Origin of the sequence: Bacillus sp. LBG-1-113 (assembly GCF_020708615.1) — a bacterium.
GTDB classification, from domain to species: domain Bacteria; phylum Bacillota; class Bacilli; order Bacillales; family Bacillaceae; genus Bacillus; species Bacillus mojavensis.
Genome location: NZ_JAJFDG010000001.1, coordinates 300,405 through 324,270, shown reverse-complemented (window position 1 = coordinate 324,270; position 23,866 = coordinate 300,405). Strand labels below are relative to the sequence as shown.

Here is a 23,866-nt window from a genome sequence, read left to right as displayed (position 1 = left end):
CATCATAGCATGCAACAAAACAAACGATTTATGTAAGAAAAAGTGATCGTATTTCATAAAGCTTTTACGTCTAATTCACGGATCTAGGGAATACATTTTTACAAAGACGAGCCATCAGCATGTCTGAAGCTTTGTTTAATAAGAACAGAAGCCTTTATAGATAGGCAGGGAGGAGAAATTCATGGAGGAAACGAAACAAGTTGGAAAAGGCATACTCTACGGCTTAATCGCCATATTTTCAGCCATGCTCCTAACGAGTTTAGCCGTTTCACTTTTACTGACAGCAACCTCGCTTGAAGAATCATCATTCAACTGGCTGATCACCGCCGTATCATTCCTTTCTTTGTTTATCGGCGGATTCATATCTGGCGGGAAAGGGAAGGAAAGAGGCTGGCTGATTGGGGCATTGACTGCTTTGAGCTTTTCCTTGATTATTTTACTGTTTCAATATTTAGGATTCGGAAAAACATTTACAGTAGAACAATTGCTCTTCCATCTTGGCTTTTTAGGCGTATGTATGCTTGGCGGCATTTTCGGAGTGAATTTGAGAGGAAGCAGATCTTCCTCATAAAAAAAGAGCGGGAGTTACCCGCTCTTTTTTGTTTGCTATGTATGAACTCCTGCTGTTATTCAGCAGCAGAAGTTTCTCTGATCGCGCGGCGGTCGAAAGTAAGACGTGTGTTATCACCAGTCTTAATGACGACTTTGCTTTCGTCGATAGAGTCAACTGTACCGTGCAATCCACCGATTGTCACGACTGAATCGCCTTTTTTCAGTTCCTCCTGCATTTGACGCACAGCTTTCTGCTGCTTCTGCTGTGGACGGATCAGCAAGAAATAAAGAACCGCAAACATTAAAATAATAGGAACGATTGTACCTAAAGTACCTGTCATCTTTTTCCCCCCTTTCTGAAACAAACTTGCCATTATGGCTTTTTATATTAGAAGCTTTTCGCATTTGGCTTATTATAGCCGTAACGCTCAAAGAACTCTTCTCTGAAATCACCCAGACGATCCTCGCGAATAGCCTGTCTTACCTGCTCCATTAAGTGTAACAGAAAATGAAGGTTATGGTAAGTTGTTAATCGGAGTCCAAACGTTTCATTGCAGCGAATCAAGTGTCTGATATACGCCCGTGTGTAATTTTTGCATGTGTAGCAATCACACTCTTCATCAATCGGACGGAAGTCTCGCTCAAATTTTGCGTTTTTCATATTGAGCCGGCCTTCAGCAGTAAACACCGTGCCGTTCCGTGCAATACGGGTAGGCAGCACACAGTCAAACATGTCTACTCCGCGGATCGCTCCGTCAATCAGAGCATCTGGAGAACCAACTCCCATCAGATACCTCGGCTTATCCTTCGGTAAAAGCGGAGTCGTAAATTCAAGCACCCGGTTCATAACGTCTTTCGGTTCACCCACGGACAATCCACCTATAGCATATCCCGGAAAATCAAGGGAAATCAAGTCTTTCGCGCTTTGTGTACGCAAATCTTCGTATTCTCCCCCTTGAACAATACCAAACAGGCCTTGCTCGTCCTGACGGGCATGGGCATTCAGACAACGTTCGGCCCAGCGGCTTGTCCGCTCAACTGACCGTTTCATGTAATCGTATTCTGCCGGATATGGAGGGCATTCATCAAATGCCATCATAATATCAGAGCCGAGTGCGTTTTGGATCTCCATCGCTTTTTCCGGGGATAAAAACAGCTTATCTCCATTTAGGTGATTGCGAAAGTGAACGCCCTCTTCCTCTATATTACGAAACTTGCTTAATGAAAAGACCTGAAAACCGCCTGAATCTGTTAAAATTGCGCGGTCCCAGTTCATAAATTTATGGAGTCCGCCAGCTTCTTTTACAATATCGTGCCCCGGGCGGAGCCATAAGTGATATGTGTTGCTTAAAATGATGCCAGCGTCCATTGCCTTTAGCTCTTCAGGCGCCATTGTTTTAACTGTCGCCAGTGTGCCGACCGGCATAAAAACAGGCGTTTCAAAGGAGCCGTGGGGAGTATGCACTCTGCCCAGACGCGCCCCTGTTTGTTTGCATTCTTTTATAAATTCATAGCGTATTGGTTGTTCAGCCACTTTTTATGAGGCCTCCTGTTCTCAAGTTATATAATCAGCATTGCGTCGCCGAAGCTGAAGAAACGGTATTCTTCTTCAACCGCATGGTTATACGCACGCAGGACGTTTTCTCTGCCTGCAAGCGCACTGACCAGCATAATCAATGACGATTTCGGCAGATGGAAGTTTGTAATCATTCCGTCAATGCCTTTGAATTCATAGCCTGGATAAATAAAAATAGATGTCCATCCGCTTGATGCTTTAAATCGCCCATCATGTTCACCGGCAATCGTTTCAAGCGTGCGGGTTGAGGTCGTGCCGACAGAAATAATCCGTCCGCCCTTTTCCCTTACGCTGTTTAAAGCCGCGGCCGTTTCTTCTGACATTTGATAGAACTCTGCATGCATATTATGCTCTTCCACTTCATCGGCACTGACCGGACGAAACGTTCCGAGTCCGACATGCAGTGTGATGAACTCAATTTGAACGCCTTTGTCCTTTAGCTGCTGTAAAATGTCTTCCGTGAAATGAAGGCCGGCTGTAGGAGCAGCGGCAGATCCAATTTCTTTTGAAAACACCGTTTGGTAGCGTTCTCTGTCATCAAGCTGTTCCTTAATATATGGCGGAAGCGGCATTTCTCCGAGTGATTCCAGCACCTCATAAAAAATACCGTCATAATGGAACTCAACTTTTCTGCCGCCATGCTCCAGCTCTTCCGTGCAGACAGCTTTTAATCTGCCGTCTCCAAATGTTACAACGGTTCCTTTTTTTACCCTTTTTGCCGGTTTGACGAGTGTTTCCCACCTGTCACCGGCTTCCTGTTTCAGCAAAAGCAGTTCTACTTTTGCCCCTGTATCCTCTTTTGTTCCGAATAACCGGGCAGGCAAAACGCGGGTATTGTTCAGGACGAGACAATCCCCTTCTTTAAAGAAACTGATAATCTGTTTAAACGAGCTGTCTGTCAGCTCTCCTGTATGTTTATCAAGCACCATCAGCCTTGAAGCGTCACGCTGTTCCAATGGCACCTGTGCAATTAAACGTTCCGGAAGTTCAAAATCAAATAAATCAACTTTCATAATTTCACCTTTATTCTAGTCTTTTGTTATTTCATTCTGCCGAAAAAATTAAGCAAGATTGATAATACCACACTTATGATAATACAAGTGACAACCGGGAAGAAAAACGTGACATTTCCTTTTTTCACAAAAATATCTCCCGGCATCTTGCCAACAAAATGCAAAATTGCTCCGATGATAAGCAAAACAGCACCAAGAATCATAATGATCTTAGGAAATTCAGTCATATCGGGGGGCCTCCATTTGAAAATGATGATAAACGGCAGGTGTGACGATCCTCCCCCGCGGCGTTCTCTGGATAAAACCGATTTGCAGAAGATACGGTTCGTACACATCTTCAATCGTATGCGGTTCTTCGCCAATCGTGGCTGAAATCGTATCTAGCCCTACTGGACCGCCGTTAAATTTTTCGATCATTCCCATCAGCAGCTTGTGATCAATGTGATCCAAGCCGAGACGGTCAACTTGAAGCCGCTCCAAAGCGTCCTGAGAAATCTCTTCTGTAATCCGGCTGTCGCCTAACACCTGTGCAAAATCCCGGACCCTTCTCAGCAGGCGGTTCGCCACCCGCGGCGTTCCTCTTGATCTTCTGGCAATCTCAAGCGCTGACGGCTGATCAATTTCAACCTCAAACACATCAGCCGTTCTCGTAACAATATCAGCCAGCTCTTCTTGTGTATAATACTCAAGCCGCGACATAACGCCGAATCGATCTCTTAACGGCGCCGTCAAAAGCCCTACTCTTGTCGTGGCGCCGATCAATGTAAAAGGCGGAAGATCAAGACGGACTGAACGGGCAGAAGGCCCTTTTCCAATGACAATATCAAGACAAAAATCTTCCATTGCCGGATAAAGCACTTCTTCAATCGATCTGTGCAGCCTATGTATCTCATCGATAAATAATACATCCCCCGGCTCGAGCGCCGTTAATATCGCAGCCAAATCACCCGGTCTTTCAATCGCAGGGCCTGAAGTGGTCCGCAACTCCACTCCCATTTCGTTGGCAACGATGGAAGCAAGCGTCGTTTTTCCGAGCCCAGGCGGACCGTACAAAAGAACATGATCAAGCGTTTCCTGTCTCATTTTTGCGGCATCTATAAAAACACGCAAATTCTCTTTTACCTTATGCTGCCCGATATATTGAACCAGGCGCTGAGGCCTCAGGCTTTGCTCTATCACTGATTCATGGTTGTCTGCTTCACTTGAGACGAGCCGTTCATCCATGAACATCACCTTACTTCAATAGTTTTTGTAATGCTTTTTTTACGTATTGGTCTGTTGTCAGACCAATATCCTCTTTTAAGTGAGGAAGTATCTTTTTGATTTCTTTTTCGGCATAACCGAGTACCCTGAGGGCCTCGAGTGCTTCTTCAAGCGCCGTTTCTGCCGTTTGTTTATCAAGTCTTTCTTCATGATTGAACAGGTTCTCAATCATTTCAGGCACGACGTCAGCCAGCTTTCCTTTTAAATCAAGGATAATCTGGCGCGCAGTTTTTTTGCCGACGCCTGGGAACTTGACTAAAAAGGCTTCATCTTCATTTTCAATTGCTTGAATGACCGCTCCCGGGTCACCTGAGCCCAGAATGGCGAGTGCCCCTTTTGGACCGATACCGGTCACATTTAACAGCTTTGTAAAGAGCGCTTTTTCCTCCCTTGTTGAAAAGCCGTATAGTAAAAACGCATCCTCTCTTACATGATGGTACGTAAAAATGGTTTCTTGACTTCTCTCCTTATATATAAACGGATTTGGCGTAAAAATCTGATAGCCGATGCCGCCGTTTTCTATCACGATATATTGGGGAGAAACATAATCAATCGTCCCTTTAACAAATTCGATCACGAACATTCACCTCTTTGACTGTTCTTCATTGTACCATAAAAACAGCCAAAGGCTTAATGAAAAGTTAACATATGTTCGCTTGTCTTTCATTGTTCCACGAAAAAAAAGACATGAGCACATGTCTTCAATCAGCAGTGGTCACCCGCTGTACGTCTTGATATGTTCTATGACATCTTGAAACTCCGCTTTCGTCCGAAACGGAATGCCTTTTTCGAGATTTTTTTGCATATGGCTCTCCAGTCTTTCTAAGTCAATTTGAAAAAAAGATTGAATGGGTTCAGCATCCGACTCCGGCCGTCCATGAAAGGTGGAAATCACTCCGCTGTCAGAAACGCCGATATACCCATTCACCTTGCTGAGCGGAGAAATATCGTCCACCTGCTTCCGAAATAGAACGTACCCATTTTTATGTTCGACAAGCGTCCATCCCGCATAATCCGCCCAAAAGTCATCCATGGAGAGCACCTTTTCACGCTTATGCTCGATGCTGACCTCTCCATCCAAATACACTTTTTCAAGCTGCACATGTACCTGCAGCGGTTCATAGTGCTCCACTTCTGCCCCTAACGCGCTGGGAGCACCCATTACAAAAGCTGCGGCTGAGCAAAATAAACCCAGCAACAGATACGCAGTGCTAAACCGTTTCACCTTTTACACCTCTTTGCACACGTTTATGACTAGTCTGACCAAAGAGGCTACTGCTTAACCGTTTTCTCAAAATTTGTTTGCACATTTTTCCTGACAAGCCGTTCTTCTGGATACATATCGGCGTTTCGTTCCGAAATCGTCAGAAACTGTGTCAGGAAAGCACTGAGAAAATATAATGCCGCAAAAATCCATATCACGCCGCCTGCGCCGAGCGGACCGATAAAAAGGCTCACGATGCCGGGAGCAATAAAGGCGCATAGACCCGATCCCAGATTTAACACGGACATGGCAGCACCTTTGTTATCAGGCGCAAGCGTCGGCAAAAGCGCGCTTAACGGAACATATCCGGCCAGTGCCGCACCGTAGCAGCAGGCAATGATCATCAGCACCCAGTACTGATGGCCGATCAATTGCGGCGTGTAATAAAGCGCCAGTGTAAAAATACCGCAGCCGACACCGCCGAACCACATGACTGTATTTCGCCAGCCCAGTTTGTCTCCGACTGCGCCGAAAATGATGTTAAATACAATGTTGACAAAAAACAGCGTTCCCCAAATTTGCAGCCACTCTGAAACAGAATAGCCGTAACGCGCTAAATATGTCGGAAGAAATATCGCAAATCCGAATTGTCCGAGAGCATTAATTGTCTTGACCACGCCGCCGATGCCGACTTTAGGATTTTCATACATAATTGTAAATGCCTTCGACAGCTCTTTCCATTTCGGCTGATCTTGTTTCTGTACAGGCATAAATTTATCTTTATTAAAAAACAATGCGAGAACTCCGCCTGCTGCCACAAATAAGAGAGCGCTCCAAAGCGTATTGATTTCTCCAATCGCCGGAACCGCATAGCTCGAATAAAACGGCCCAAGCACGTTCAGGCCGCACGTGAACATAAACCAAAACCATCCGACGGCTTTACCAAGGATTTGCTGAGAGGTGCTGTATGATACCCATACTAGAAACGAGTATGCAAACAGCGGGTATCCCAAGCCCCTAAGCGCGTAGCTGCCCAAGAGAGCCGGATAGTACATATGAGGAATCGCCCAGCCGATAAAAGCAACTGAACCGAGGATAAAAGCTAGTAAACCGACCGTCATCGTTTTCCTTGGCCCCCAAGTCTGGACAAAGGTTCCTGATAGCCAAGCCGAAATCGTGACCGCAATGCCATACACCGTAAATAGAGAAGCAGATTGCTGCATACTGAGACCGTGATCAACAAGAAAAGGAGACAGCCATCCTTGCTCAAGTCCGTCTCCAACCATAAAGATGACCACACCAATATAACCCCAAATCATGTGAGAAGGAATCCCAATTTTGTTCAGAGCATTTCCTTTAGCATGTGCTGTATTCATGATTTCCACCGCCTACTTTTTCTAAAGTATCAATGGAATGTATATACCCAAGCTTGCTGTATTGTAATCCTTTCTTTCTGAATATTAAAAAACAATTTTTTCAGCATGTTCAATGGTGACAGGCATGCCTAAAGCGAGCGACTGCTGAGCCGCCCTTGCTATTCGTTCCGCCTGAAAGCCGTCATCGCCAGTGCAGGCAGTCTCTCGATTTGTTTGGATGGCTTCTGCAAACTGAAGAATCTCCTCTACATAGGCTTCTTTATAGCGTTCTGGGAAAAAGTAATGCGGTTTATCCTTCATGACAACGTCAGCGGTCGACACTTCTACCGTCGTCGGCCTGCTATTGTCCGCTGCTGCCGAGCCTTTCGTGCCGAAAACCTCGACACGCTGGTCATATCCGTACACAGCTTGACGGCTGTTGTCTATCACACCCATGGCATCGTTTGCAAATGTCAGGGTAATGACAGCCGTATCAATGTCCCCCAGCTCTGCAAAGGACGGATTCACCAAAGCCGCTCCTTTTGCATATACTTCCGTCACTTCACTTCCCATGATGTATCTGGCCATATCAAAATCATGAATCGACATATCGATAAAGAAGCCGCCTGATGTGCGGACATAATCAACATTCGGCGGTTCAGGGTCCCGTGACGTAATTTTTAATAAATGAGGCGTGCCAATTTCGCCATTTGAGACAATGGTTTTTATTTTCCTAAAATGAGGGTCGAAACGGCGGTTAAACCCGACTTGCAGCTTAACCCCATGTTTCCGGACGGCCGCAAGTGCCTCCTTCGTTTCATCGGGAGAAAAACTGATTGGTTTTTCACAAAAAATATGTTTTTTCGCCTCAGCTGCTTCTCTGATGATTTGCGTATGTGTGTTTGTTGGCGAACAGATAAAAACAGCGTCAATATCAGGATCAAGTAATAAATCTCTATAGTCAGCGGTTATGTATTCAATGTGGTGACTGGCGGCCCAATCCTGTAAACAGCTTGCAGAAATATCAGAAACCGCTTTTATTTTCATATGAGGAATCCGATGTATATTTTGAACATGAAGTTTGCCGATGCGCCCTGCACCGATAATTCCTGTCACCATCTGTTTCGTCATAGCGTGTTCCCCCTTGAAAGTTTACGAAAGCGCTTTATTTCAAATTAATAGTATCCCATTTGTAAGCGCTTTTCAAGGAGTGGAATAAACGTTTTCATGTCTCTTTTATCACAATCAAAGCTTATAGGTAGCCTTCTTTCCCAAGACCAGATACACTATATTTAGGCTCTTTTTCCTGAACAGTTTTGGATTTTCCTATAAACAACTGCATAAAATAGAGCAAAGAAGGTGAATGAAATGCTGACAAAAGCAGAGGCACTGGCCCATTCAGTCATATACCGCCAAAACAGCAGATTTGATAAAGTCAAAGAGAAACCCGAGGAATTGACATTAATCGGCAAGGGACGAAGCGCCTATGTGTTTGCCATAACAGAAGGTGACCGAAAAATGGCGCTGAAGGTATTCTTTCCAGAGTATCAAGCGACAGCCGTCAAAGAAGCAGCGATTTATGAAAAATTAGCCGGATCCGCATTCTACCCTGACATTTATGAAACTGGTGATTCATTTATTTTAATGGAATATATTAAAGGCGATACTTTTTACAACTGCCTGAAAAAAGGCATCGCGATCAGCGACGATATGATTCAGCAGGTAGAGGACGCACTTTCTGACGCCCGTGCAGCCGGTCTCAACCCGTCAGACATTCATTTGCGCAATCTGATTCTGACAGAATCCGGAGCAGTGCGGGTCATTGATGTCGCGAGATTTGAACAGACAAAAACGTGCACACAGTGGGACGATTTAAAAACGGCGTATCATATGCTTTATAAAAAGCCAATTTTCCCGAAAAAAATCCCGGGCTTTTGGCTTGAGCTTATCGCTTTTTTATATAAAAAAGATTGGTTTCAGAAGCACGTAGCACAACGGAAAAGAAAATATTCTTCATAGAAAAGGCAGCCGCTTATGCGGCTGCCTTTATCACTTTATTTTTACTTTCTGAGAGCAGAAATCAATTTCATTTGTTCAGGCGACAGCTTGATGCGATATCCTCTCACACTCAAATAAACCGCTTCTGAGTTCTTTTCGCTGGAATGACAATATGTGTTTTCCATTTCTGTCTCCCCCACCCTTTATCTATTTTCCTTTATCATACCTGCACTTTATTGAGGAAATTTTAAAGAAATGTAAAGATCGTATAAAATCCTTGATATGGGAAAATGAGAGAAAAAAAGGGAGAGAGTCACTTCAAAACACGCAGTAAAGTCCCTCTTGTTATATTCTCATGTCTTCTGTTCTTCGGCGGTGCCGTTTATTGGATGTTTTTTTCACTCAAAAACGTTCCGAAAGGCAGCCTTGTACAATCAGTGGAATCTCCGGACGGAAGCTATACGCTAAACACTTATGTATCCAATAATACCTTAGGCTTAGATGCCGCCAGAGGCGAACTCGTGAATGAAAAAACACTTGTCAAAAAAACAATCTACTGGAATTATCCTGACAGCAGACCAGCTGTTAAGTGGTTGAACAACAATACAGTAAAAATCGGCGGCCAGACTTTACATCTTGATATCGATGAAACTTATGATTGGCGAAAGGATGATCATTGGATTCGTGAGGAGCCGCCGCAAGCATCAGTGAGGTAAGATGATGAATGATCCTTATCGCCTTGCCTTTTATATGCGCAACGGCAGAGCTTGGCTATTTATTTCTCTAGGACTGTTTACAATTGGTGACATGCCTTTTTAAACAGAAGCGCGGCATACTTCATACGGTGCGCTTTTTTTCACCCCATTCTCCCCTCTTATGATCATTACACGTTATATAATGTGACAGATTGATTGTAAAAATAGTTCAATTAACCCAAAATTTTCTTTATAAAATGAAATCGAAACGACATGAGGAGGAAGCTTGATGGCAGATTTTGTTGCTAGTTTAAACGCGGTCTTATGGAGTACACCCGTCATTTATACTTTATTAGGAATTGGTTTGATCTTTTCTATTGTGACCCGTTTTTTACAAGTCAGACACATCAAAGAAATGATTGTGCTGATGTTTCAAGGAAAGAGCTCAGAGGCAGGGGTATCTTCTTTTCAAGCATTATCAATCGCGCTGTCCGGCAGGGTGGGAACCGGAAACATTGCAGGTGTGGCAACAGCAATTGCCTTCGGCGGACCCGGCGCGGTGTTCTGGATGTGGGCCATTGCTTTTATCGGTGCTTCGAGCGCCTTTGTTGAATCTACTCTTGCCCAAATTTATAAAGTGAAACAAGGCGGCCAATATCGAGGCGGACCCGCTTATTATATAGAAAAAGGATTAGGCATTAAGTGGTTTGCTGTTTTATTTGCGGCTGCGGCACTGATTGCAATGGCTCTCCTTATGCCAGGGGTCCAGTCCAACTCCATTGCAGCGGGCGTCCAAAATGCATTCGGCATATCTCCTGCCATTACTGGCTGTTTTCTTGTTCTCTTATTAGGTTTTATCATTTTCGGAGGTGTAAAACGTATTGCCAGTGCAGCACAAATGATTGTCCCGTTTATGGCAGTCGGATACATTCTGCTCTCCCTGATCATCATTGTGATGAATATTTCTGAACTGCCTGCTGTGATTTCTTTGATTTTCAGAAGTGCATTTGCGTTAGATTCCGCATTCGGCGGCCTCATCGGCATGGCCATTTCATGGGGCGTCAAACGAGGCGTTTATTCAAACGAAGCCGGCCAAGGAACAGGCCCTCATCCCGCTGCCGCTGCAGAGGTATCCCATCCAGTAAAGCAGGGATTGGTTCAGGCATTTTCTGTTTATATCGACACTTTATTTGTATGTTCCGCTACAGCATTCATGATTTTATTTACCGGTATGTACAATACACAGGCTGCCGACGGATCATTTATTGTCAATCACCTGAAAGGCGTAGAAGCTGGACCGGGCTTCACTCAGGCCGCCATTGACAGTGTGCTGCCCGGCTTTGGTGCAGGCTTTGTCGCTATTGCTTTGTTCTTCTTCGCTTTTACAACCATTATGGCTTATTACTACATCGCTGAAACAAATATCGCGTATTTAGCGAGAGGCAGAGAAAGCAAGTGGGCTATGCTTGGCTTAAAACTGATCATTTTAGCCGCGACATTCTACGGTGCTGTCAAAACCGCTACACTTGCTTGGGCATTAGGTGACGCGGGACTTGGCATTATGGTTTGGCTGAACGTCATTGCCATTGTTTTGCTCGCCAAGCCGGCGCTTATTGCGTTAAAGGATTATGAGCAACAGAAGAAACAAGGCTTAGACCCAGTCTTTGATCCTAAAGCTCTCGGCATCAAAAACGCTGATTTCTGGGAGAAAGAATACATACACGAAAATGAGCGCGTCTCTTAAGATGAAAAAAGACCGGCCTGAGATCACTTCGCGCCGGTCATTTTTATATTACTGGTAATTTGTATACACTGCCTGAACATCATCATCGTCTTCAAGCGCATCGATCAATTTTTCCAGTTTTTCAACAGCCTCATCATCAGCCTCTGCATATGTTTTCGGAATCATGGTTACTTCAGCTGAATCAACTGGATAATTTGCTTCAAGTGCTGTTTTTACCTCTTCAAAACGTTCAGGCGCTGTTAATACCTCAAAGAATTCATCCTCTGTCTGCAGCTCTTCGCCGCCCGCTTCTATGACATCAAGCATCAAGTCATCCTCTTCTATTTGCCGATGTGTGCGGTCAATTGCAATGTACCCCTTCCGTTCAAACAAAAATGCTACACATCCGCTTTCTCCGAGACTTCCGCCGTTTTTATTGAAAGCTGTCCGCACATTTGTCGCCGTACGGTTTTTATTATCAGTTAAGCACTCCACCATGACGGCAACCCCTAATGGGCCGTAGCCTTCATAGGTGATTTCCTCATAGCTGCTATCGTCCTGGCTTCCTGCGGCTTTTTTAAGGGCACGGTCTATATTATCATTTGGCATATTGGCGCCTTTTGCTTTTTCAATTACAAGCCGCAATGCTGAATTTGCTTCAGGATCGGCTCCGCCTTGCTTCGCAGCCACATAGATTTCTTTAGCAAGCTTCATAAATATTTTACCGCGCTTTGCATCTTGCGCATTTTTTCTTTTTTGTATGTTTTTCCATTTAGAATGGCCAGCCATGCTTTCACCTTCCTTGATATTTCTATGTACACTTTAATGGGTATTGCAATCCGTTGTAAAGAAAAAGACCGCCGGGAATCACTCTCCGGCAGCCTTCTTAGTCCTAGCGTCTGTTCATTTTATGAAGTCTTGTGAACAGTCCTTTATCTGTAGATACTTGAATGTCACGGCCATCCGCATAGTTTCGTGCGGCTTTTGTGACATTTTGCCTGTCAGACTTTGTGAAATCAGCGTGGCTTCTGACTGCGATGACGACTTTGTCATCCGTAACCATGACTTGTGTGTCATTGACGTTTTTGACTTGTTTCACACGATTGGCGATTTTTGCGGCAAGTCTTCTGTTCTCTTGGTTGTCATACCCGTTGTTGTTCGTCCCATTTCGGTTCATGTTTCTGTTATTAGTGTTGTTATATGTTCCGTCTGTTGTCAATGGGACGCGATCATCGGCAGTAACACGGTCGTTTACATTGGTTGTGTTTCGGTCACGGCCGTTCTGGCCGTTCTGGTCTTCCATCAATTCAGAGACCGGGCCGTCGTGATCCATCCCGTCTCCCTGTCTGTCAGCGTCGTTCTCATTTGTATAATATCCGATTGGACGGGTATTACCGTTATTACCGTTATTACGCGTATCATTAAGGGCATCATTATTTGCGCCGCATGCTGTTAATCCGGCTGTCATCAAAATGAGGCCTGCAATTGTTAACTTTCTACCCAATGGAAAAACCCCCCGAGGACTGATTGAGCATGTTGTGCTCGTTTTTATCATGCGCATCAGGGGGATATGTTAAGCGTGTCAGTTATGACCATTCGTCTTGTACAAAACAATAACTAAAAAAAGGAACGATTTACATCGTCCCGAGCAATCATTCACTTTCTTCTTCCGGCCGTCCAAACATCTGATTTGTTGAAGGCTGATTCGGCATGGATGTTCCGGCTCCATACGGATTCGGATTTGCTCCTCCGTAAGGCATATAAGGCGTTCCATATGCGCCTCCCTGATAACCAGGTGCTGAGAAGTATGGCTGCTGATCATCGTCACACCCGCAATCATCATGATCCTTAAATGGCGGCATATAACCATGCGCCATATTTGGCTGATAAGCACCCATCACTTGAGGAGCGCCATAATAAGGACCATATGGCATATGCCCATAAGGAGATCCATAAGCCGGCGATGCATATTGAGGCGCGCCGTGCGAAGGCTGATATCCGTAATGCCCGTGATGGCTGTTTTCATGATGCTGGTTATCATATTTACCCGGATCATATTGCGAAGGTGAAGCAAAACCTGGCTGATAGCCATAAGGCTGATGCATCGGAAATGCATGTGCAGGATAGTATGGGTAGCACAGGCCGGAACCAGGCAGAACCGGTGAGACAGGAACCGGACATGGTACAAAATGGGTTGGATACGGGTAATATGGCTGAACTGCCGGCATATTCGGAACAGTGTGGTGGATGTTTTCTTCTTCCAGACCGCCTACATCTGGCGCTTTAGGCGTATTAGGCATATTCGGATAATTTGCATTTTCCATATTACTCATTGCCTCCTGTTGTGGAAATTGATCTTGCATATGATACATATGATCTATATTTCCGTCATGATGCTTTTTAGGCTCCTCCGGTTTAGGAGGTGACCAAGGCTGAAAAAGCTGATTCATATCATAATAATCGTTTACATCAGCTTCAGGATACACATTATCATGCAAATTCGGCATCGGCGGGACAAAAGGAACTGACTGCTTTTCTTTCGGTTTTGTGTCTTCTACGTCGACAACGGATTTAGGCTTCTCCTTGGAATATGGGTGTTCTTTCTTCTCATTCCCGGATGCCGCCGGACTTTTGCCAGCTTTTATCTCTTTTCTGACCGGAACACCTCCAGACGGCACTTTTATTTTCATCCCAGGCATGATTAAATCTGGATTGCTGAGCTGCGTATTGAGTTTTTTCACTTCCTCAACATCAACTCCGTATTTTTCAGCTATTTTCCAGAGTGAATCGCCTTTTTGAACGATATGGATTTTCAACGTTTTCCCCTCCTATGCAAAACGTGAACAGTTCAGTTGTGTGATTACAATATGTTTCTTCACAACATATGCCTGCTCAAAAGAAGTTATGAGTACAGGAGGGGAAATATTTCTGATTTACGTAGTGGAAAGCATTCGATTCAGTGCAAGAAGGGCATCGTCCTGAATGACTTTCGGCACTTTGATCACGCCTGCTGGTTCTCCTTTTTCGATTTGTTCTAAAGACCAGAGCAAATGCGGGAGGTCAATTCGATTCATCGTCAGACACGGACACATATCCGGATTCAATGATTCGATCTGTTTGTCGGGATACTCTTGAATCAGTCGCTGAACAAGATTCATTTCTGTACCGATTGCCCACTTGCTTCCCGGCTGAGCGTGGCTGATGGTATCAATAATATATTTCGTTGACCCGCTGTCGTCACTTTGCATTACAACTTCATGAGAGCATTCGGGATGAACAATGATCCGGATGTCAGAATCTCGTTCTCTCAAATCATTTATATTTTTCACAGTGAATTTTTCATGAACAGAGCAGTGGCCTTTCCAAAGAATAACCTTGATATCGTTATGTTCTGCTTCGTTCTCCAATTGATCTTGAATCGGGTCCCAGACAGCCATGTCTTCAAGCGGGATACCCAGTTCATAAGCGGTGTTTCTCCCTAAGTGCTGATCAGGCAGAAATAAAATGCGTTTTTTCTGTGTAAACGCCCATTCAAGCACTTTTTTTGCATTCGATGAGGTTACAGTCGCTCCGCCGTGCTTTCCGACAAATGCCTTGATCTCTGCTGTGGAATTCACATAAGTTAATGGTATGATCGTGTCGCCGAATATATGCTGAAGTTTCTCCCACGCCCTGTTCGTCTGCTGCATATCAGCCATATCAGCCATGGAACAGCCCGCTCTCATATCTGGCAGGATGAGCGTTTGGTCCGCACCCGTCAGCATATCAGCGGTCTCTGCCATAAAATGTACGCCGCAAAATACAATATATTCCGCATCCTTATTTTTTTCCGCCATTTGGGCAAGCTGGAGAGAATCGCCCGTTTGGTCAGCAAATTGAATCACTTCATCCTTTTGATAATGATGGCCTGGAATAAGCAACCTGCTCCCGAACTTTTCTTTGATGGCGGCAACACGTCTCTCCATCTCCCCCATTGACAGACCTTTATAATGATCAGGCATCATTTCAAATTGCTTCATTGCATCAAGAATTGACATAATCGCACTCCTCCACTGGCTGATTTGTTAACCCCACATCCATGCTGATATCTAAGCTTTTGACCGAATGAGTCAGAAACCCTAAAGAAATATAATTCACACCCGTTCCTCTAAAAGCGGGCAGAGATTCTAATGTAATGCCTCCGGAAGCTTCGGTTTTAATGTGATCCGGTGTGATATTTGCAAAATGGCGGACAGTATCAGGCGGACAATTGTCAAACATAATGACATCAGCTTCAGCAAGAATGGCTTCTCTGAGCTGCTCCTCAGATTCAATTTCCACTTCAATATTCACCATGTGCCCTGCCGCCTGTCGCGCTTTTTCACACGCCTTTACAATGGAACCGCAAGCTGCAATGTGATTATCTTTGATCATGATTCCGTCGTATAGGCCGAATCGATGGTTATATCCCCCTCCGACCCTGACCGCATATTTTTCAAGCATTCTTAACCCCGGCGTCGTTTTCCTTGTGTCACAAATCTTAATCTGATCATCATCAAGCCGTGCAACAGCCTGTCTTGTCATCGCGGCAATACCCGACAGCCTTTGAATAAGATTTAATACTACCCTCTCTCCAGTAAGAAGAGCAGCCGCCGGCCCGCGTAAGACGGCAATCACATCACCCTTTTGCAAATGATCTCCATCTTTTTTGTGCAAACACGTCTGAACCTTTTCATCTAATAAAGCAAATCCTTCTTTGATCACCGCAGCTCCGGCCAAAATGCCGTCTGACTTTGCAACAATTGAGGCCTCACAGTTCTGTCCTTCAAAGATGGACTGTGATGTAAGATCTCCCGTCCCTATATCCTCATGAAAAAAGTGATTCAGCAATTTTTTCAGCTGTAAAAGATTCATTTTTCCAAATCCCTTCGTTTTTTCGCATTCTTGTTCCCTTTTTTGTATGAACAATTTGGAGTCCTTGCCAGCCTGCATCAGCCTGAGGGATATCAATTCGAAAATGCGCCCCCCTGCTTTCTTCCCGCAATAGAGCAGACGAGGTCATCAGCTTTGCAACCTGCCACAAGTGAGAAAGCTCCAGCTGCGGAATTGTGATATCCTTCACATTTAACGTCTGAGAAGGGAGCCCATATAGCCAATTGCTCATCTCAATCAGTCTGTCTTTTTCTCTTATTATGGACATATCGCTTGTCATTCTGTTTTGCAGTTCAGAAAGCTCAATATTCGGCACCTCATAAACTCCTCTGGCTTCACTGGTGAATTGACTATACCTGTTATCAACCGGTTTTCTCATGATGTGTTCTGCTGCTCGTTTCCCAAACACAAGTGCCTCCAGCAAGGAATTGCTCGCAAGACGATTGGCTCCGTGTAAGCCGGTGCATGCTGTTTCCCCTATCGCGTAAAGCCCGGGCACAGTTGTTTCTCCCCACCGATTGACTGAAACGCCACCCATTAAAAAATGCATTCCCGGCGCAACAGGTATTTTTCTTTTACGAATATCGACTCCTGCCTTTTCGCAAATAGAGGTAATTGTGGGAAAACGTACTTCGAAGTCAGAAATAGCACTGCAATCGATATACACACGTTTTCCTTTTGCTATTTCTTCATGAATGATCCGCGAGACGACGTCCCGTGGTGCTAAATCCTCCAGCGGGTGCCGTCCGGCCATAATGCGGCGGCCGTTTTGGTCTGTTAAAAAACCGCCCTCACCTCTGACTGCCTCAGAAACAAGTCCACACGAGACGCCATTTTTGACAAGCAGTGTAGGGTGAAACTGGGCAAACTCTAAATCAGTTAATTCCGCTCCGGCCCGATAAGCAAGGGAAAGACCGTCACCAGTGACAGATGGATCGTTCGTATGGTGCTGAAACAAGCTTCCGCATCCGCCAGCTGCCAGCACAACCTCATCTGCATGCCGCAAATTGATCCGACCGCGGCTGTCTTTCGTCACGACACCAACACAGCGCCCATTCTTCATCAGCATATCAACCGCTGTTTCATTCTCGATTACTTCGATTTGGCTTTTGATTTGTTTCAGCAAATACTCAATGAGCATGCTGCCTGTAGCGTCTCCGCCTGCATGAAAAATGCGGTTGTTCGTATGGGCTCCTTCCCTGCCGAGGCTGACGTGGCCTTGTTCATTCCGGTCAAATGGAAAGTCATTCTCCAGAAAGTTCTCGATAATGGTTTTTCCTTCAAGTAAAACGTCTGATACGATGTTTAGATCGTTATGTCCGCAGCCTGCATATAGCGTATCCTCCATATGAGACGCAATCGAGTCATCTTTTGCATAAGCCGCAGCAATTCCTCCCTGTGCATGTCTTGAATTGCTGTTTTTTACGCCTTTTTTCGTGATGACAGTCACCTGGTATGATGGCGGAAGTGCAGAAGCCAGGGCAAGTGCTGCCGCTCCTGAACCAATGACCGCAATCGTCTTTATAGACATATGCCACCTCCTGTTGTTTACACCTGTCTTGACACCTATATTTACACAAGGATAAAATAAACTCAAGAGTTTTTTTATGAAGAACATATGGAGGAAAGACCGGATGATTTATTTAGATTATGCAGCAACCACGCCAATTTGCGAGGAAGCTCTGGACGTATTTCAGAAGCTCAGCATTGAAATGTACGGAAATGCCAGCAGTTTGCATGATGCTGGGGGAAAAGCAAAGCATATACTGGAGTACTGCCGGGGGAAAATAGCTGCCATAATCGGCGGAGAAACAGATGGGATATATTTTACAAGCGGCGGTACTGAATCCAATTTTCTTGGCATTCAATCATTGTTAAACGGCCTGCCAAAAACAAAAAGACATTTTATTACGACGGCCATGGAACATCAATCAATCCATAACTGTGCTGCTTTTCTGCATAATCATGGCTTTGACGTGACAATCATTAAGCCTAATGAGTATGGGCTTATTACCGAGGAAATATTGGCAGCCCATATTCGACAGGACACAGGCCTGGTTTCTATTCAGCATGCCAATTCAGAAACAGGAATCATTCAGCCCATTAAAAACCTTTCATCGTTTCTTCACAACAGGAAAATTCTTCTTCATTGTGATGCGGTTCAAACATTCGGCAAACTGCCCATCAATACTGAGGAAATGGGGGTTGATGCTCTCTCTGTCTCCAGTCACAAAATCCACGGCCCTAAAGGAGTCGGAGCCGTCTATATTCGACCGGACGTTAATTGGAAGCCGGTATACCCTGACACCGCTCACGAGAATGGGTTTCGAGCAGGCACGGTAAACGTACCGGGTATCGGAGCCTTTACAGCGGCAGCGGAGCTGATCGCAAGTGAAATGGAAAAACAGATATCCCACAATCAAATGCTGAGACAATACTTTTTAGAACAAATCCGTATTCGGTCTCTGCCTGTAACCCTTGCGGCAGATGGTGCAAACACAGAATGTCTGCCCCATATTATCGGGTGTTTTTTTGGCTCATTTGAAGGACAATATGTTATGTTAGAATGTAATCGGAATAATATTTGCATTTCAACGGGCAGCGCTTGTTCTGCAGGTTATCACGGGCCGTCTGAAACGATGAAAGCGTTAAGAAAAACAGAACAGGAAGCCTTGCAATTTATCCGGATCTCTTTCGGAAGAAACACAACCACTGAACAGCTGGATATGTTATTACATACGTTTACAGCGCTTTTGGAAAAAAGGAAAGGAGAATATCATATTGACCGAAGAATTAAAGCTCATGGGCGCCAATAGGCGTGAGCAGCTTCTTTTGTGGCTGAAGGAATCCCAATTGCCACTGACAGGAGGAGAGCTCGCCAAAAAAGCAAATGTTTCAAGACAGGTGATCGTTCAGGATATCTCGCTTTTAAAAGCGAAAAATGAGCCGATTATCGCCACAAGCCAAGGGTATGTCTATCTGGACGCCGCCGCTCAAAAGCATCAGCAGGCAGAAAGAATCATAGCGTGTTTGCACGGACCTGAACGGACAGAAGAAGAATTGCAGCTCATCGTGGATGAAGGGGTAACTGTAAAAGACGTAAAAATTGAGCACCCTGTATACGGCGATTTAACTGCAGCGATCCAAGTCGGCACGCGAAAAGAAGTCAAACATTTCATCAAAAAGATCAATTCCACAAATGCCGCCTACTTATCACAGCTGACAGATGGTGTGCATCTCCATACACTGACAGCGCCGGATGAACATCGCATCGATCAAGCCTGTCAAGCGCTCGAGGAAGCCGGCATTTTGATTGAAGACTAAAAAAAGCCCTATTAGGGCTTTTTATAATTGATAAGATTGATATGTACCAAGCAGCTTTACTTTGCACCCGAGCGCTTCAAGCTCCTGCATAGCTCCAGGGATTAATACTTCATCAAACGCCTGTTCAATATCAATAATAAAGAAATAATTCCCTAACCCGGTTTTGGTCGGACGGGATTCGATTTTTGACAGGTTTAAGTTTCTCCAAGAAAAAGCAGACAGCACTCTATGCAGCGCTCCGGATTGATCATCCTGGGGAAGCATCACCATCAGTGTTGTTTTTGGTCTTGAATTCAATTTTGAATTCACTTCAAAGGTTATATTTTCATCAGGAGACAGAATGACAAATCGCGTATGATTGTCTCTATAGTCCTGGATATCCCGTTTTACGATTTTTAATCCGTATGTAGAAGCCGCCATTTCATTGGCAATCACCCCGATATTCAGCTCGGGATGGTCACTGACAAACTTTGCCGCCGCTCCAGTTGAATTGGCGTATTCATACGGGACGGAAGAAAAATGCCGATGGAGAAACTTATGGCACTGCGCAATCGCATGTGAGTGCGAATAAATTTTGTTCAGGTCTTTCCACGCATTCTCTCTGGAAGGATGAACGAGTAAGTGCTGATGTATCGGCAATGTCATTTCACCTACGATAGGCAGAGGCTGTTCATGTATTAAATAGTCTATTGTTAAGTTTACTGATCCTTCTAATGCGTTCTCTAAAGGTACAAAAGCGAAATCAACCTCACCTGCAACTGCCGCATCTATACATTCCGGTATTGTGCGGTAAGCAACATGCTCGGCGCCATTTAGAAAACAAGAACTGACTGCTAGATGTGTGAATGTAGCTGCTGGACCTAAGTAACCGACTTTCATGACGATATTCTCTCCCCTTACGCTCCTGAACCTAATATTTCAACCTTTTCTACAAAGTCAAACTTTCTCATCTTGTTCATTAATGTATGAATGTCCTCTTCCATTGCGGATGTACTGATAGACAGCGTTACGTTTGCTCTCCCTTGAAGCGGAATGGTCTGGTGAATGGAAAGAACGTTGCTTCCAGAGTCAGCCACCGCCTGAAGGAGCTGAGATAACGCGCCTGAGCGATCCTCTAAATGAAAGAAAAGTGTGATAATTTGTTCTTTAACCATTGTATAAAAAGGAAAAACGGCATCTCTGTATTTATAAAATGCGCTTCTGCTTAAATCTACCTTTTGAACGGCGTCTGCCACTGATTCTGCTTTTTTTCGATCCAGCAGTTTTTTGACTTCCAATGTTTTTCTCATCGCATCAGGCAACACATCTTCACGGACAAGATAAAACGTCTCCTCTTTCACTTGCATCCCCCCTTTTGAAAATAGAGAGCCTGATATCCAGGCTCTCACCCATTATTAATCAATAAATTCAAATTCAAATTCAAGAAGTCTGATAATGTCTCCGTCTTTGGCCCCGCGTTCTCTGAGTGCTTCATCAACACCCATCCCCCGCATCTGTCTTGCAAATCGTTTAACAGATTCATCACGTGAGAAATCAGTCATCTTGAATAACCGCTCAAGACTGTCTCCTGAAAGCACAAAGACTCCGTCAGGTTCTCGCGTAATGTTGAATGGCACTTCTTCATTCTCCATCGTGTACATGACACGGTTTTGCGTAAGCTCTTCCTCGTCATACAGCGGGAATTCCGGAGTGTTTTCCAGCTGATTGGCGACTTCGTACAAAAGCTCGCGAAGACCTTCTCTTGTCACTGCACTGACTGGGAACACCGGATAATCATCCTTCAGCTTTTCTTTGAAGCCTTCAAGATTTTCCGCCGCCTGCGGCATGTCCATTTTATTCGCGACAATAATTTGCGGGCGCTCCGTGAGACGCAAATTGTACTCGCTCAATTCCTGATTAATCGTCACATAATCCTCATACGGATCGCGGCCTTCCAAACCGGACATATCAATGACATGAACGATAACGCGGGTCCGCTCAATATGGCGCAAAAATTGGTGGCCGAGCCCGACGCCTTGATGAGCCCCTTCAATCAGGCCAGGCAAATCGGCCATAACGAAGCTCCGTCCGTCATCTGTTTCGACCATGCCAAGATTCGGAACAAGTGTCGTAAAGTGATAATCCGCAATTTTCGGTTTGGCAGATGAAACGACGGACAATAAAGTCGATTTCCCTACACTTGGGAATCCGACAAGCCCGACATCTGCAAGTACTTTTAATTCAAGAACAACATAGCGTTCTTTTCCCGGTTCACCGTTTTCTGAGAGCTGAGGTGCAGGGTTTGCCGGTGTGGCAAAGCGTGAGTTTCCTCTTCCGCCTCTTCCGCCCATTGCGATGACTGCCTGCTGTCCATGCTCGGTTAAATCGGCAATGACCTGCTTTGTATCATCGTCTGTCACAACTGTGCCGGGCGGAACTTTAATGACCATATTCTCCGCATTTCGTCCATGCTGGTTTTTTGACATGCCATGCTCGCCGCGAATCGCTTTAAAGTGTTTTTTATATCTAAAATCCATAAGAGTACGGAGACCTTCGTCCACTTCAAAAACGACGTCTCCTCCCTTTCCGCCGTCTCCGCCGGCAGGGCCGCCTTTCGGCACATATTTTTCACGGCGAAACGCAACCATCCCGTTGCCTCCGTCGCCGCCTTTTACATACACTTTCACCTGATCTACAAACATAATGTCCTCCGTTCTAAACCGTTAAAAAACACCGCTAGTTCAACCCAATTTCAATTAGACATTCGTGGCTTGTGATCCCAAAACGCATGATATCAAAGTCCTCATATCCATTTTGCCGAAAATCATCAAAGGCAGATATATTGGCAAAAGTGCCGTGAAAATCAAGGTACAGTATCAGCTGTCTGTCAGGATGATCGGTTTGAAGCGAAACGGTTAAATGATTTTCACTGCCTCTAGTAACTGCTTGTTCAAACAGATGAAACAGCTTTCTCATCAGTTTCGCCAATTTTTGATCATAAGCTGACAAATCCTTAATTTCCCCGAGAACTTCATATTCAAGCGTCATACATTGGGCTTTCCAATTAAACGTAAGAAAATCAAACGCTAAATGCGGTGTTTTCAGGTTTGAGAGCTTTGATTCGTGTTTAGCGTCTATCACCATTTCTTCAATGATTTCAAAGACGCGGTCATACTTCTGCAAGCTTAAGTTTCCTTTAATAAGCTGCAGCTTATTCATCCAATCATGCCGGGAATGGCTGAGAAGATGAATCAGTTCATTTGTTAAAGCTGTATCGCTTATATTTTCTTCTTGATTTTTTGAAACATCCTTCATTTTCGCACTCCCAATCATTTGATTTCTTATTTAGGAGTCTGTATAAGTGTGTATTATGAATTATAACAGAGAAGGCTTTGATAGAAAAACAATTGTTTTTCCCAGAAATATCATGTTCCTTTTTTCTGGCTTCGGTTGATTTTCAGCCAGGCAGAACATTTTATGTATTACTGCTTGGGGAACATATCCAGTGGGTTTGAGACATTCGTTCTCATTCTTGGCGGGGTCTGCTCGCACATACTCTGCATAACATTCTTGATGCTTACTCCGCATATTGCAAAAAAAACTCCAGTCATTATCGACCGGAGTTTTTGAATCATTATTGAGCTACAGGATATACGCTCACTTTTTTGCGGTCACGTCCGAAACGTTCGAATTTAACAGTTCCGTCGATTTTCGCAAAAAGAGTGTCATCTCCGCCGCGGCCCACGTTTTCACCTGGGTAAATTTTTGTTCCGCGTTGACGGTAAAGGATAGAACCGCCTGTTACGAATTGACCGTCAGCACGTTTAGCACCTAAACGTTTAGCCTCAGAGTCACGTCCGTTCTTTGTAGAACCTACTCCTTTTTTAGAAGCGAAAAACTGAAGATCTAATCTAAGCATGTAGCTCACCTCCTATATTATGTTTGTGGTCACACGCAAGTGATCTTTGTAATCCCGTTCGATTGTCTCTAACGAAACAATCATGCCTTCAATCAGCAGCTGAGCTTTTTGGCGCGCCTCCGGATCGAGAGATTCAGGGAATTCAAAGTAAAAATAACCCCCATCTTCTCCTATATCAAGAAGCGGCTCGAAGCCCGCCAACGCGATGACCGCGTTAACGGATCCAAACACAACAGCTGTCACTCCGGCACAGACGAGATCTTGTCCATGTTCAGCAAAATTCGCGTGGCCCGTCATTTCAAAAGACAATACGCTTTTGTCAGCACGGGACCTTCTGATTGTTGCCTGGATCAT

At 44.7% G+C, this 23,866-nt stretch carries 29 protein-coding genes; 7 read left to right on the top strand and 22 right to left on the bottom strand.

What is annotated here, in order from left to right; all coding sequences use genetic code 11:
• The first annotated feature begins 181 nt into the window (after positions 1-181).
• Complete coding sequence (locus LJF29_RS01650) at positions 182-571, top strand: TIGR04086 family membrane protein (protein WP_229146619.1); 390 nt, start codon at positions 182-184, stop codon at positions 569-571.
• Positions 572-626: 55 nt separating this feature from the next.
• Here LJF29_RS01650 and yajC read toward each other — a convergent pair whose 3' ends face one another.
• The 9 genes from yajC to iolG form a co-directional block, all read right to left on the bottom strand.
• Positions 627-893: a preprotein translocase subunit YajC gene (yajC, locus tag LJF29_RS01645; RefSeq protein ID WP_010335130.1), complete on the bottom strand. Its 267-nt coding sequence runs from the start codon at positions 891-893 to the stop codon at positions 627-629.
• Between the two features lie 47 nt (positions 894-940).
• Positions 941-2,086, bottom strand: a complete 1,146-nt coding sequence (gene tgt / locus LJF29_RS01640; protein ID WP_168748352.1) for a tRNA guanosine(34) transglycosylase Tgt — start codon at positions 2,084-2,086, stop codon at positions 941-943.
• Positions 2,087-2,112: 26 nt separating this feature from the next.
• On the bottom strand, positions 2,113-3,141 hold the full coding sequence (gene queA / locus LJF29_RS01635) for a tRNA preQ1(34) S-adenosylmethionine ribosyltransferase-isomerase QueA (RefSeq protein ID WP_010335133.1): 1,029 nt from the start codon (positions 3,139-3,141) through the stop codon (positions 2,113-2,115).
• Positions 3,142-3,167: 26 nt separating this feature from the next.
• Positions 3,168-3,368, bottom strand: a complete 201-nt coding sequence (locus LJF29_RS01630) for a DUF2905 domain-containing protein (RefSeq protein WP_229146618.1) — start codon at positions 3,366-3,368, stop codon at positions 3,168-3,170.
• Positions 3,361-4,365, bottom strand: a complete 1,005-nt coding sequence (gene ruvB, locus LJF29_RS01625) for a Holliday junction branch migration DNA helicase RuvB (RefSeq protein ID WP_010335135.1) — start codon at positions 4,363-4,365, stop codon at positions 3,361-3,363. The genes LJF29_RS01630 and ruvB overlap by 8 nt, the downstream gene beginning before the upstream one ends.
• 10 nt (positions 4,366-4,375) lie before the next feature.
• On the bottom strand, positions 4,376-4,981 hold the full coding sequence (ruvA, locus tag LJF29_RS01620) for a Holliday junction branch migration protein RuvA (RefSeq protein ID WP_229146617.1): 606 nt from the start codon (positions 4,979-4,981) through the stop codon (positions 4,376-4,378).
• A 138-nt stretch (positions 4,982-5,119) separates the two neighbouring features.
• Positions 5,120-5,629 carry an intercompartmental signaling factor BofC gene (locus tag LJF29_RS01615; protein WP_168748355.1) on the bottom strand — a complete coding sequence of 170 codons (510 nt, stop codon included), beginning with the start codon at positions 5,627-5,629 and terminating at the stop codon, positions 5,120-5,122.
• Between the two features lie 47 nt (positions 5,630-5,676).
• A complete protein-coding gene (locus tag LJF29_RS01610; protein WP_010335138.1) occupies positions 5,677-6,984 on the bottom strand; it encodes an MFS transporter in 1,308 nt (435 codons plus the stop codon).
• 84 nt (positions 6,985-7,068) lie between these two features.
• Positions 7,069-8,094 (bottom strand): inositol 2-dehydrogenase, encoded by a 1,026-nt coding sequence (gene iolG, locus LJF29_RS01605; protein ID WP_229146616.1) that lies wholly within the window; start codon positions 8,092-8,094, stop codon positions 7,069-7,071.
• Between the two features lie 237 nt (positions 8,095-8,331).
• Here iolG and LJF29_RS01600 point away from each other — a divergent pair, with 237 nt between their 5' ends.
• On the top strand, positions 8,332-8,982 hold the full coding sequence (locus tag LJF29_RS01600) for a phosphotransferase (RefSeq protein ID WP_010335140.1): 651 nt from the start codon (positions 8,332-8,334) through the stop codon (positions 8,980-8,982).
• A gap of 41 nt (positions 8,983-9,023) precedes the next feature.
• Here the strand turns inward: LJF29_RS01600 and LJF29_RS01595 are convergent, their stop codons facing one another.
• On the bottom strand, positions 9,024-9,146 hold the full coding sequence (locus LJF29_RS01595) for a hypothetical protein (RefSeq protein ID WP_010335141.1): 123 nt from the start codon (positions 9,144-9,146) through the stop codon (positions 9,024-9,026).
• A gap of 204 nt (positions 9,147-9,350) precedes the next feature.
• Between LJF29_RS01595 and LJF29_RS01590 the strand changes: the two genes are divergently transcribed.
• Positions 9,351-9,677 carry a DUF5412 family protein gene (locus LJF29_RS01590; protein ID WP_229146615.1) on the top strand — a complete coding sequence of 109 codons (327 nt, stop codon included), beginning with the start codon at positions 9,351-9,353 and terminating at the stop codon, positions 9,675-9,677.
• Positions 9,678-9,945: 268 nt separating this feature from the next.
• Complete coding sequence (locus LJF29_RS01585; RefSeq protein ID WP_229146614.1) at positions 9,946-11,400, top strand: alanine/glycine:cation symporter family protein; 1,455 nt, start codon at positions 9,946-9,948, stop codon at positions 11,398-11,400.
• A gap of 48 nt (positions 11,401-11,448) precedes the next feature.
• Here the strand turns inward: LJF29_RS01585 and LJF29_RS01580 are convergent, their stop codons facing one another.
• The 6 genes from LJF29_RS01580 to nadB all read right to left on the bottom strand — a co-directional run bounded on the left by LJF29_RS01580 (position 11,449) and on the right by nadB (position 17,821).
• Positions 11,449-12,168: a YebC/PmpR family DNA-binding transcriptional regulator gene (locus LJF29_RS01580; RefSeq protein ID WP_229146613.1), complete on the bottom strand. Its 720-nt coding sequence runs from the start codon at positions 12,166-12,168 to the stop codon at positions 11,449-11,451.
• 103 nt (positions 12,169-12,271) lie between these two features.
• The gene (locus LJF29_RS01575) at positions 12,272-12,883 is read right to left on the bottom strand and encodes a YhcN/YlaJ family sporulation lipoprotein (RefSeq protein ID WP_010335145.1); all 612 of its coding nucleotides are present in this window, start codon (positions 12,881-12,883) and stop codon (positions 12,272-12,274) included.
• Positions 12,884-13,031: 148 nt separating this feature from the next.
• On the bottom strand, positions 13,032-14,195 hold the full coding sequence (safA, locus tag LJF29_RS01570) for a spore coat assembly protein SafA (RefSeq protein ID WP_010335146.1): 1,164 nt from the start codon (positions 14,193-14,195) through the stop codon (positions 13,032-13,034).
• 117 nt (positions 14,196-14,312) lie between these two features.
• Positions 14,313-15,416: a quinolinate synthase NadA gene (nadA, locus tag LJF29_RS01565; protein WP_229146612.1), complete on the bottom strand. Its 1,104-nt coding sequence runs from the start codon at positions 15,414-15,416 to the stop codon at positions 14,313-14,315.
• Positions 15,403-16,272: a carboxylating nicotinate-nucleotide diphosphorylase gene (gene nadC / locus LJF29_RS01560; protein WP_229146610.1), complete on the bottom strand. Its 870-nt coding sequence runs from the start codon at positions 16,270-16,272 to the stop codon at positions 15,403-15,405. The genes nadA and nadC overlap by 14 nt, the downstream gene beginning before the upstream one ends.
• A complete protein-coding gene (nadB, locus tag LJF29_RS01555) occupies positions 16,226-17,821 on the bottom strand; it encodes an L-aspartate oxidase (RefSeq protein WP_229146608.1) in 1,596 nt (531 codons plus the stop codon). The genes nadC and nadB overlap by 47 nt, the downstream gene beginning before the upstream one ends.
• A gap of 103 nt (positions 17,822-17,924) precedes the next feature.
• Between nadB and LJF29_RS01550 the strand changes: the two genes are divergently transcribed.
• Entirely contained in the window at positions 17,925-19,106 is a 1,182-nt protein-coding gene (locus tag LJF29_RS01550) for an IscS subfamily cysteine desulfurase (RefSeq protein ID WP_229146607.1), read from the top strand.
• Positions 19,072-19,614 carry a transcription repressor NadR gene (locus LJF29_RS01545; RefSeq protein WP_229146606.1) on the top strand — a complete coding sequence of 181 codons (543 nt, stop codon included), beginning with the start codon at positions 19,072-19,074 and terminating at the stop codon, positions 19,612-19,614. Before LJF29_RS01550 ends, LJF29_RS01545 begins: the two co-directional genes overlap by 35 nt.
• A 21-nt stretch (positions 19,615-19,635) precedes the next feature.
• Here LJF29_RS01545 and pheA read toward each other — a convergent pair whose 3' ends face one another.
• The 4 genes from pheA to LJF29_RS01525 are packed head-to-tail and all read right to left on the bottom strand — an operon-like array spanning position 19,636 to position 22,908.
• Positions 19,636-20,493, bottom strand: coding sequence for a prephenate dehydratase (gene pheA, locus LJF29_RS01540; protein ID WP_010335152.1), 858 nt, complete (start codon positions 20,491-20,493; stop codon positions 19,636-19,638).
• Positions 20,494-20,510: 17 nt separating this feature from the next.
• A complete protein-coding gene (thrR, locus tag LJF29_RS01535; protein ID WP_010335153.1) occupies positions 20,511-20,954 on the bottom strand; it encodes a transcriptional regulator ThrR in 444 nt (147 codons plus the stop codon).
• Positions 20,955-21,008: 54 nt separating this feature from the next.
• On the bottom strand, positions 21,009-22,295 hold the full coding sequence (gene obgE, locus LJF29_RS01530) for a GTPase ObgE (protein ID WP_229146605.1): 1,287 nt from the start codon (positions 22,293-22,295) through the stop codon (positions 21,009-21,011).
• Positions 22,296-22,329: 34 nt separating this feature from the next.
• Positions 22,330-22,908 carry a sporulation initiation phosphotransferase B gene (locus LJF29_RS01525; RefSeq protein ID WP_168748364.1) on the bottom strand — a complete coding sequence of 193 codons (579 nt, stop codon included), beginning with the start codon at positions 22,906-22,908 and terminating at the stop codon, positions 22,330-22,332.
• A gap of 77 nt (positions 22,909-22,985) precedes the next feature.
• Here LJF29_RS01525 and LJF29_RS01520 point away from each other — a divergent pair, with 77 nt between their 5' ends.
• On the top strand, positions 22,986-23,108 hold the full coding sequence (locus LJF29_RS01520) for a hypothetical protein (protein WP_125825434.1): 123 nt from the start codon (positions 22,986-22,988) through the stop codon (positions 23,106-23,108).
• Between the two features lie 119 nt (positions 23,109-23,227).
• Here LJF29_RS01520 and rpmA read toward each other — a convergent pair whose 3' ends face one another.
• Complete coding sequence (rpmA, locus tag LJF29_RS01515) at positions 23,228-23,512, bottom strand: 50S ribosomal protein L27 (RefSeq protein ID WP_003222623.1); 285 nt, start codon at positions 23,510-23,512, stop codon at positions 23,228-23,230.
• Positions 23,513-23,524: 12 nt separating this feature from the next.
• The gene (locus tag LJF29_RS01510; RefSeq protein WP_026014751.1) at positions 23,525-23,866 is read right to left on the bottom strand and encodes a ribosomal-processing cysteine protease Prp; all 342 of its coding nucleotides are present in this window, start codon (positions 23,864-23,866) and stop codon (positions 23,525-23,527) included.

Coding starts and splice junctions, on each gene's coding strand:
- LJF29_RS01600 (WP_010335140.1), top strand. CDS start 8,332: ATGCTGACAAAAGCAGAGGCACTGGCCCATTCAGTCATATACCGCCAA.
- ruvB (WP_010335135.1), bottom strand. CDS start 4,365: ATGGATGAACGGCTCGTCTCAAGTGAAGCAGACAACCATGAATCAGTG.
- pheA (WP_010335152.1), bottom strand. CDS start 20,493: ATGAAAGTCGGTTACTTAGGTCCAGCAGCTACATTCACACATCTAGCA.
- LJF29_RS01650 (WP_229146619.1), top strand. CDS start 182: ATGGAGGAAACGAAACAAGTTGGAAAAGGCATACTCTACGGCTTAATC.
- LJF29_RS01610 (WP_010335138.1), bottom strand. CDS start 6,984: ATGAATACAGCACATGCTAAAGGAAATGCTCTGAACAAAATTGGGATT.
- LJF29_RS01550 (WP_229146607.1), top strand. CDS start 17,925: ATGATTTATTTAGATTATGCAGCAACCACGCCAATTTGCGAGGAAGCT.
- LJF29_RS01580 (WP_229146613.1), bottom strand. CDS start 12,168: ATGGCTGGCCATTCTAAATGGAAAAACATACAAAAAAGAAAAAATGCG.
- LJF29_RS01595 (WP_010335141.1), bottom strand. CDS start 9,146: ATGGAAAACACATATTGTCATTCCAGCGAAAAGAACTCAGAAGCGGTT.
- LJF29_RS01585 (WP_229146614.1), top strand. CDS start 9,946: ATGGCAGATTTTGTTGCTAGTTTAAACGCGGTCTTATGGAGTACACCC.
- yajC (WP_010335130.1), bottom strand. CDS start 893: ATGACAGGTACTTTAGGTACAATCGTTCCTATTATTTTAATGTTTGCG.
- obgE (WP_229146605.1), bottom strand. CDS start 22,295: ATGTTTGTAGATCAGGTGAAAGTGTATGTAAAAGGCGGCGACGGAGGC.
- rpmA (WP_003222623.1), bottom strand. CDS start 23,512: ATGCTTAGATTAGATCTTCAGTTTTTCGCTTCTAAAAAAGGAGTAGGT.
- LJF29_RS01510 (WP_026014751.1), bottom strand. CDS start 23,866: ATGATCCAGGCAACAATCAGAAGGTCCCGTGCTGACAAAAGCGTATTG.
- iolG (WP_229146616.1), bottom strand. CDS start 8,094: ATGACGAAACAGATGGTGACAGGAATTATCGGTGCAGGGCGCATCGGC.
- nadC (WP_229146610.1), bottom strand. CDS start 16,272: ATGAATCTTTTACAGCTGAAAAAATTGCTGAATCACTTTTTTCATGAG.
- nadA (WP_229146612.1), bottom strand. CDS start 15,416: ATGTCAATTCTTGATGCAATGAAGCAATTTGAAATGATGCCTGATCAT.
- nadB (WP_229146608.1), bottom strand. CDS start 17,821: ATGTCTATAAAGACGATTGCGGTCATTGGTTCAGGAGCGGCAGCACTT.
- LJF29_RS01590 (WP_229146615.1), top strand. CDS start 9,351: ATGTTTTTTTCACTCAAAAACGTTCCGAAAGGCAGCCTTGTACAATCA.
- LJF29_RS01525 (WP_168748364.1), bottom strand. CDS start 22,908: ATGAAGGATGTTTCAAAAAATCAAGAAGAAAATATAAGCGATACAGCT.
- LJF29_RS01630 (WP_229146618.1), bottom strand. CDS start 3,368: ATGACTGAATTTCCTAAGATCATTATGATTCTTGGTGCTGTTTTGCTT.
- queA (WP_010335133.1), bottom strand. CDS start 3,141: ATGAAAGTTGATTTATTTGATTTTGAACTTCCGGAACGTTTAATTGCA.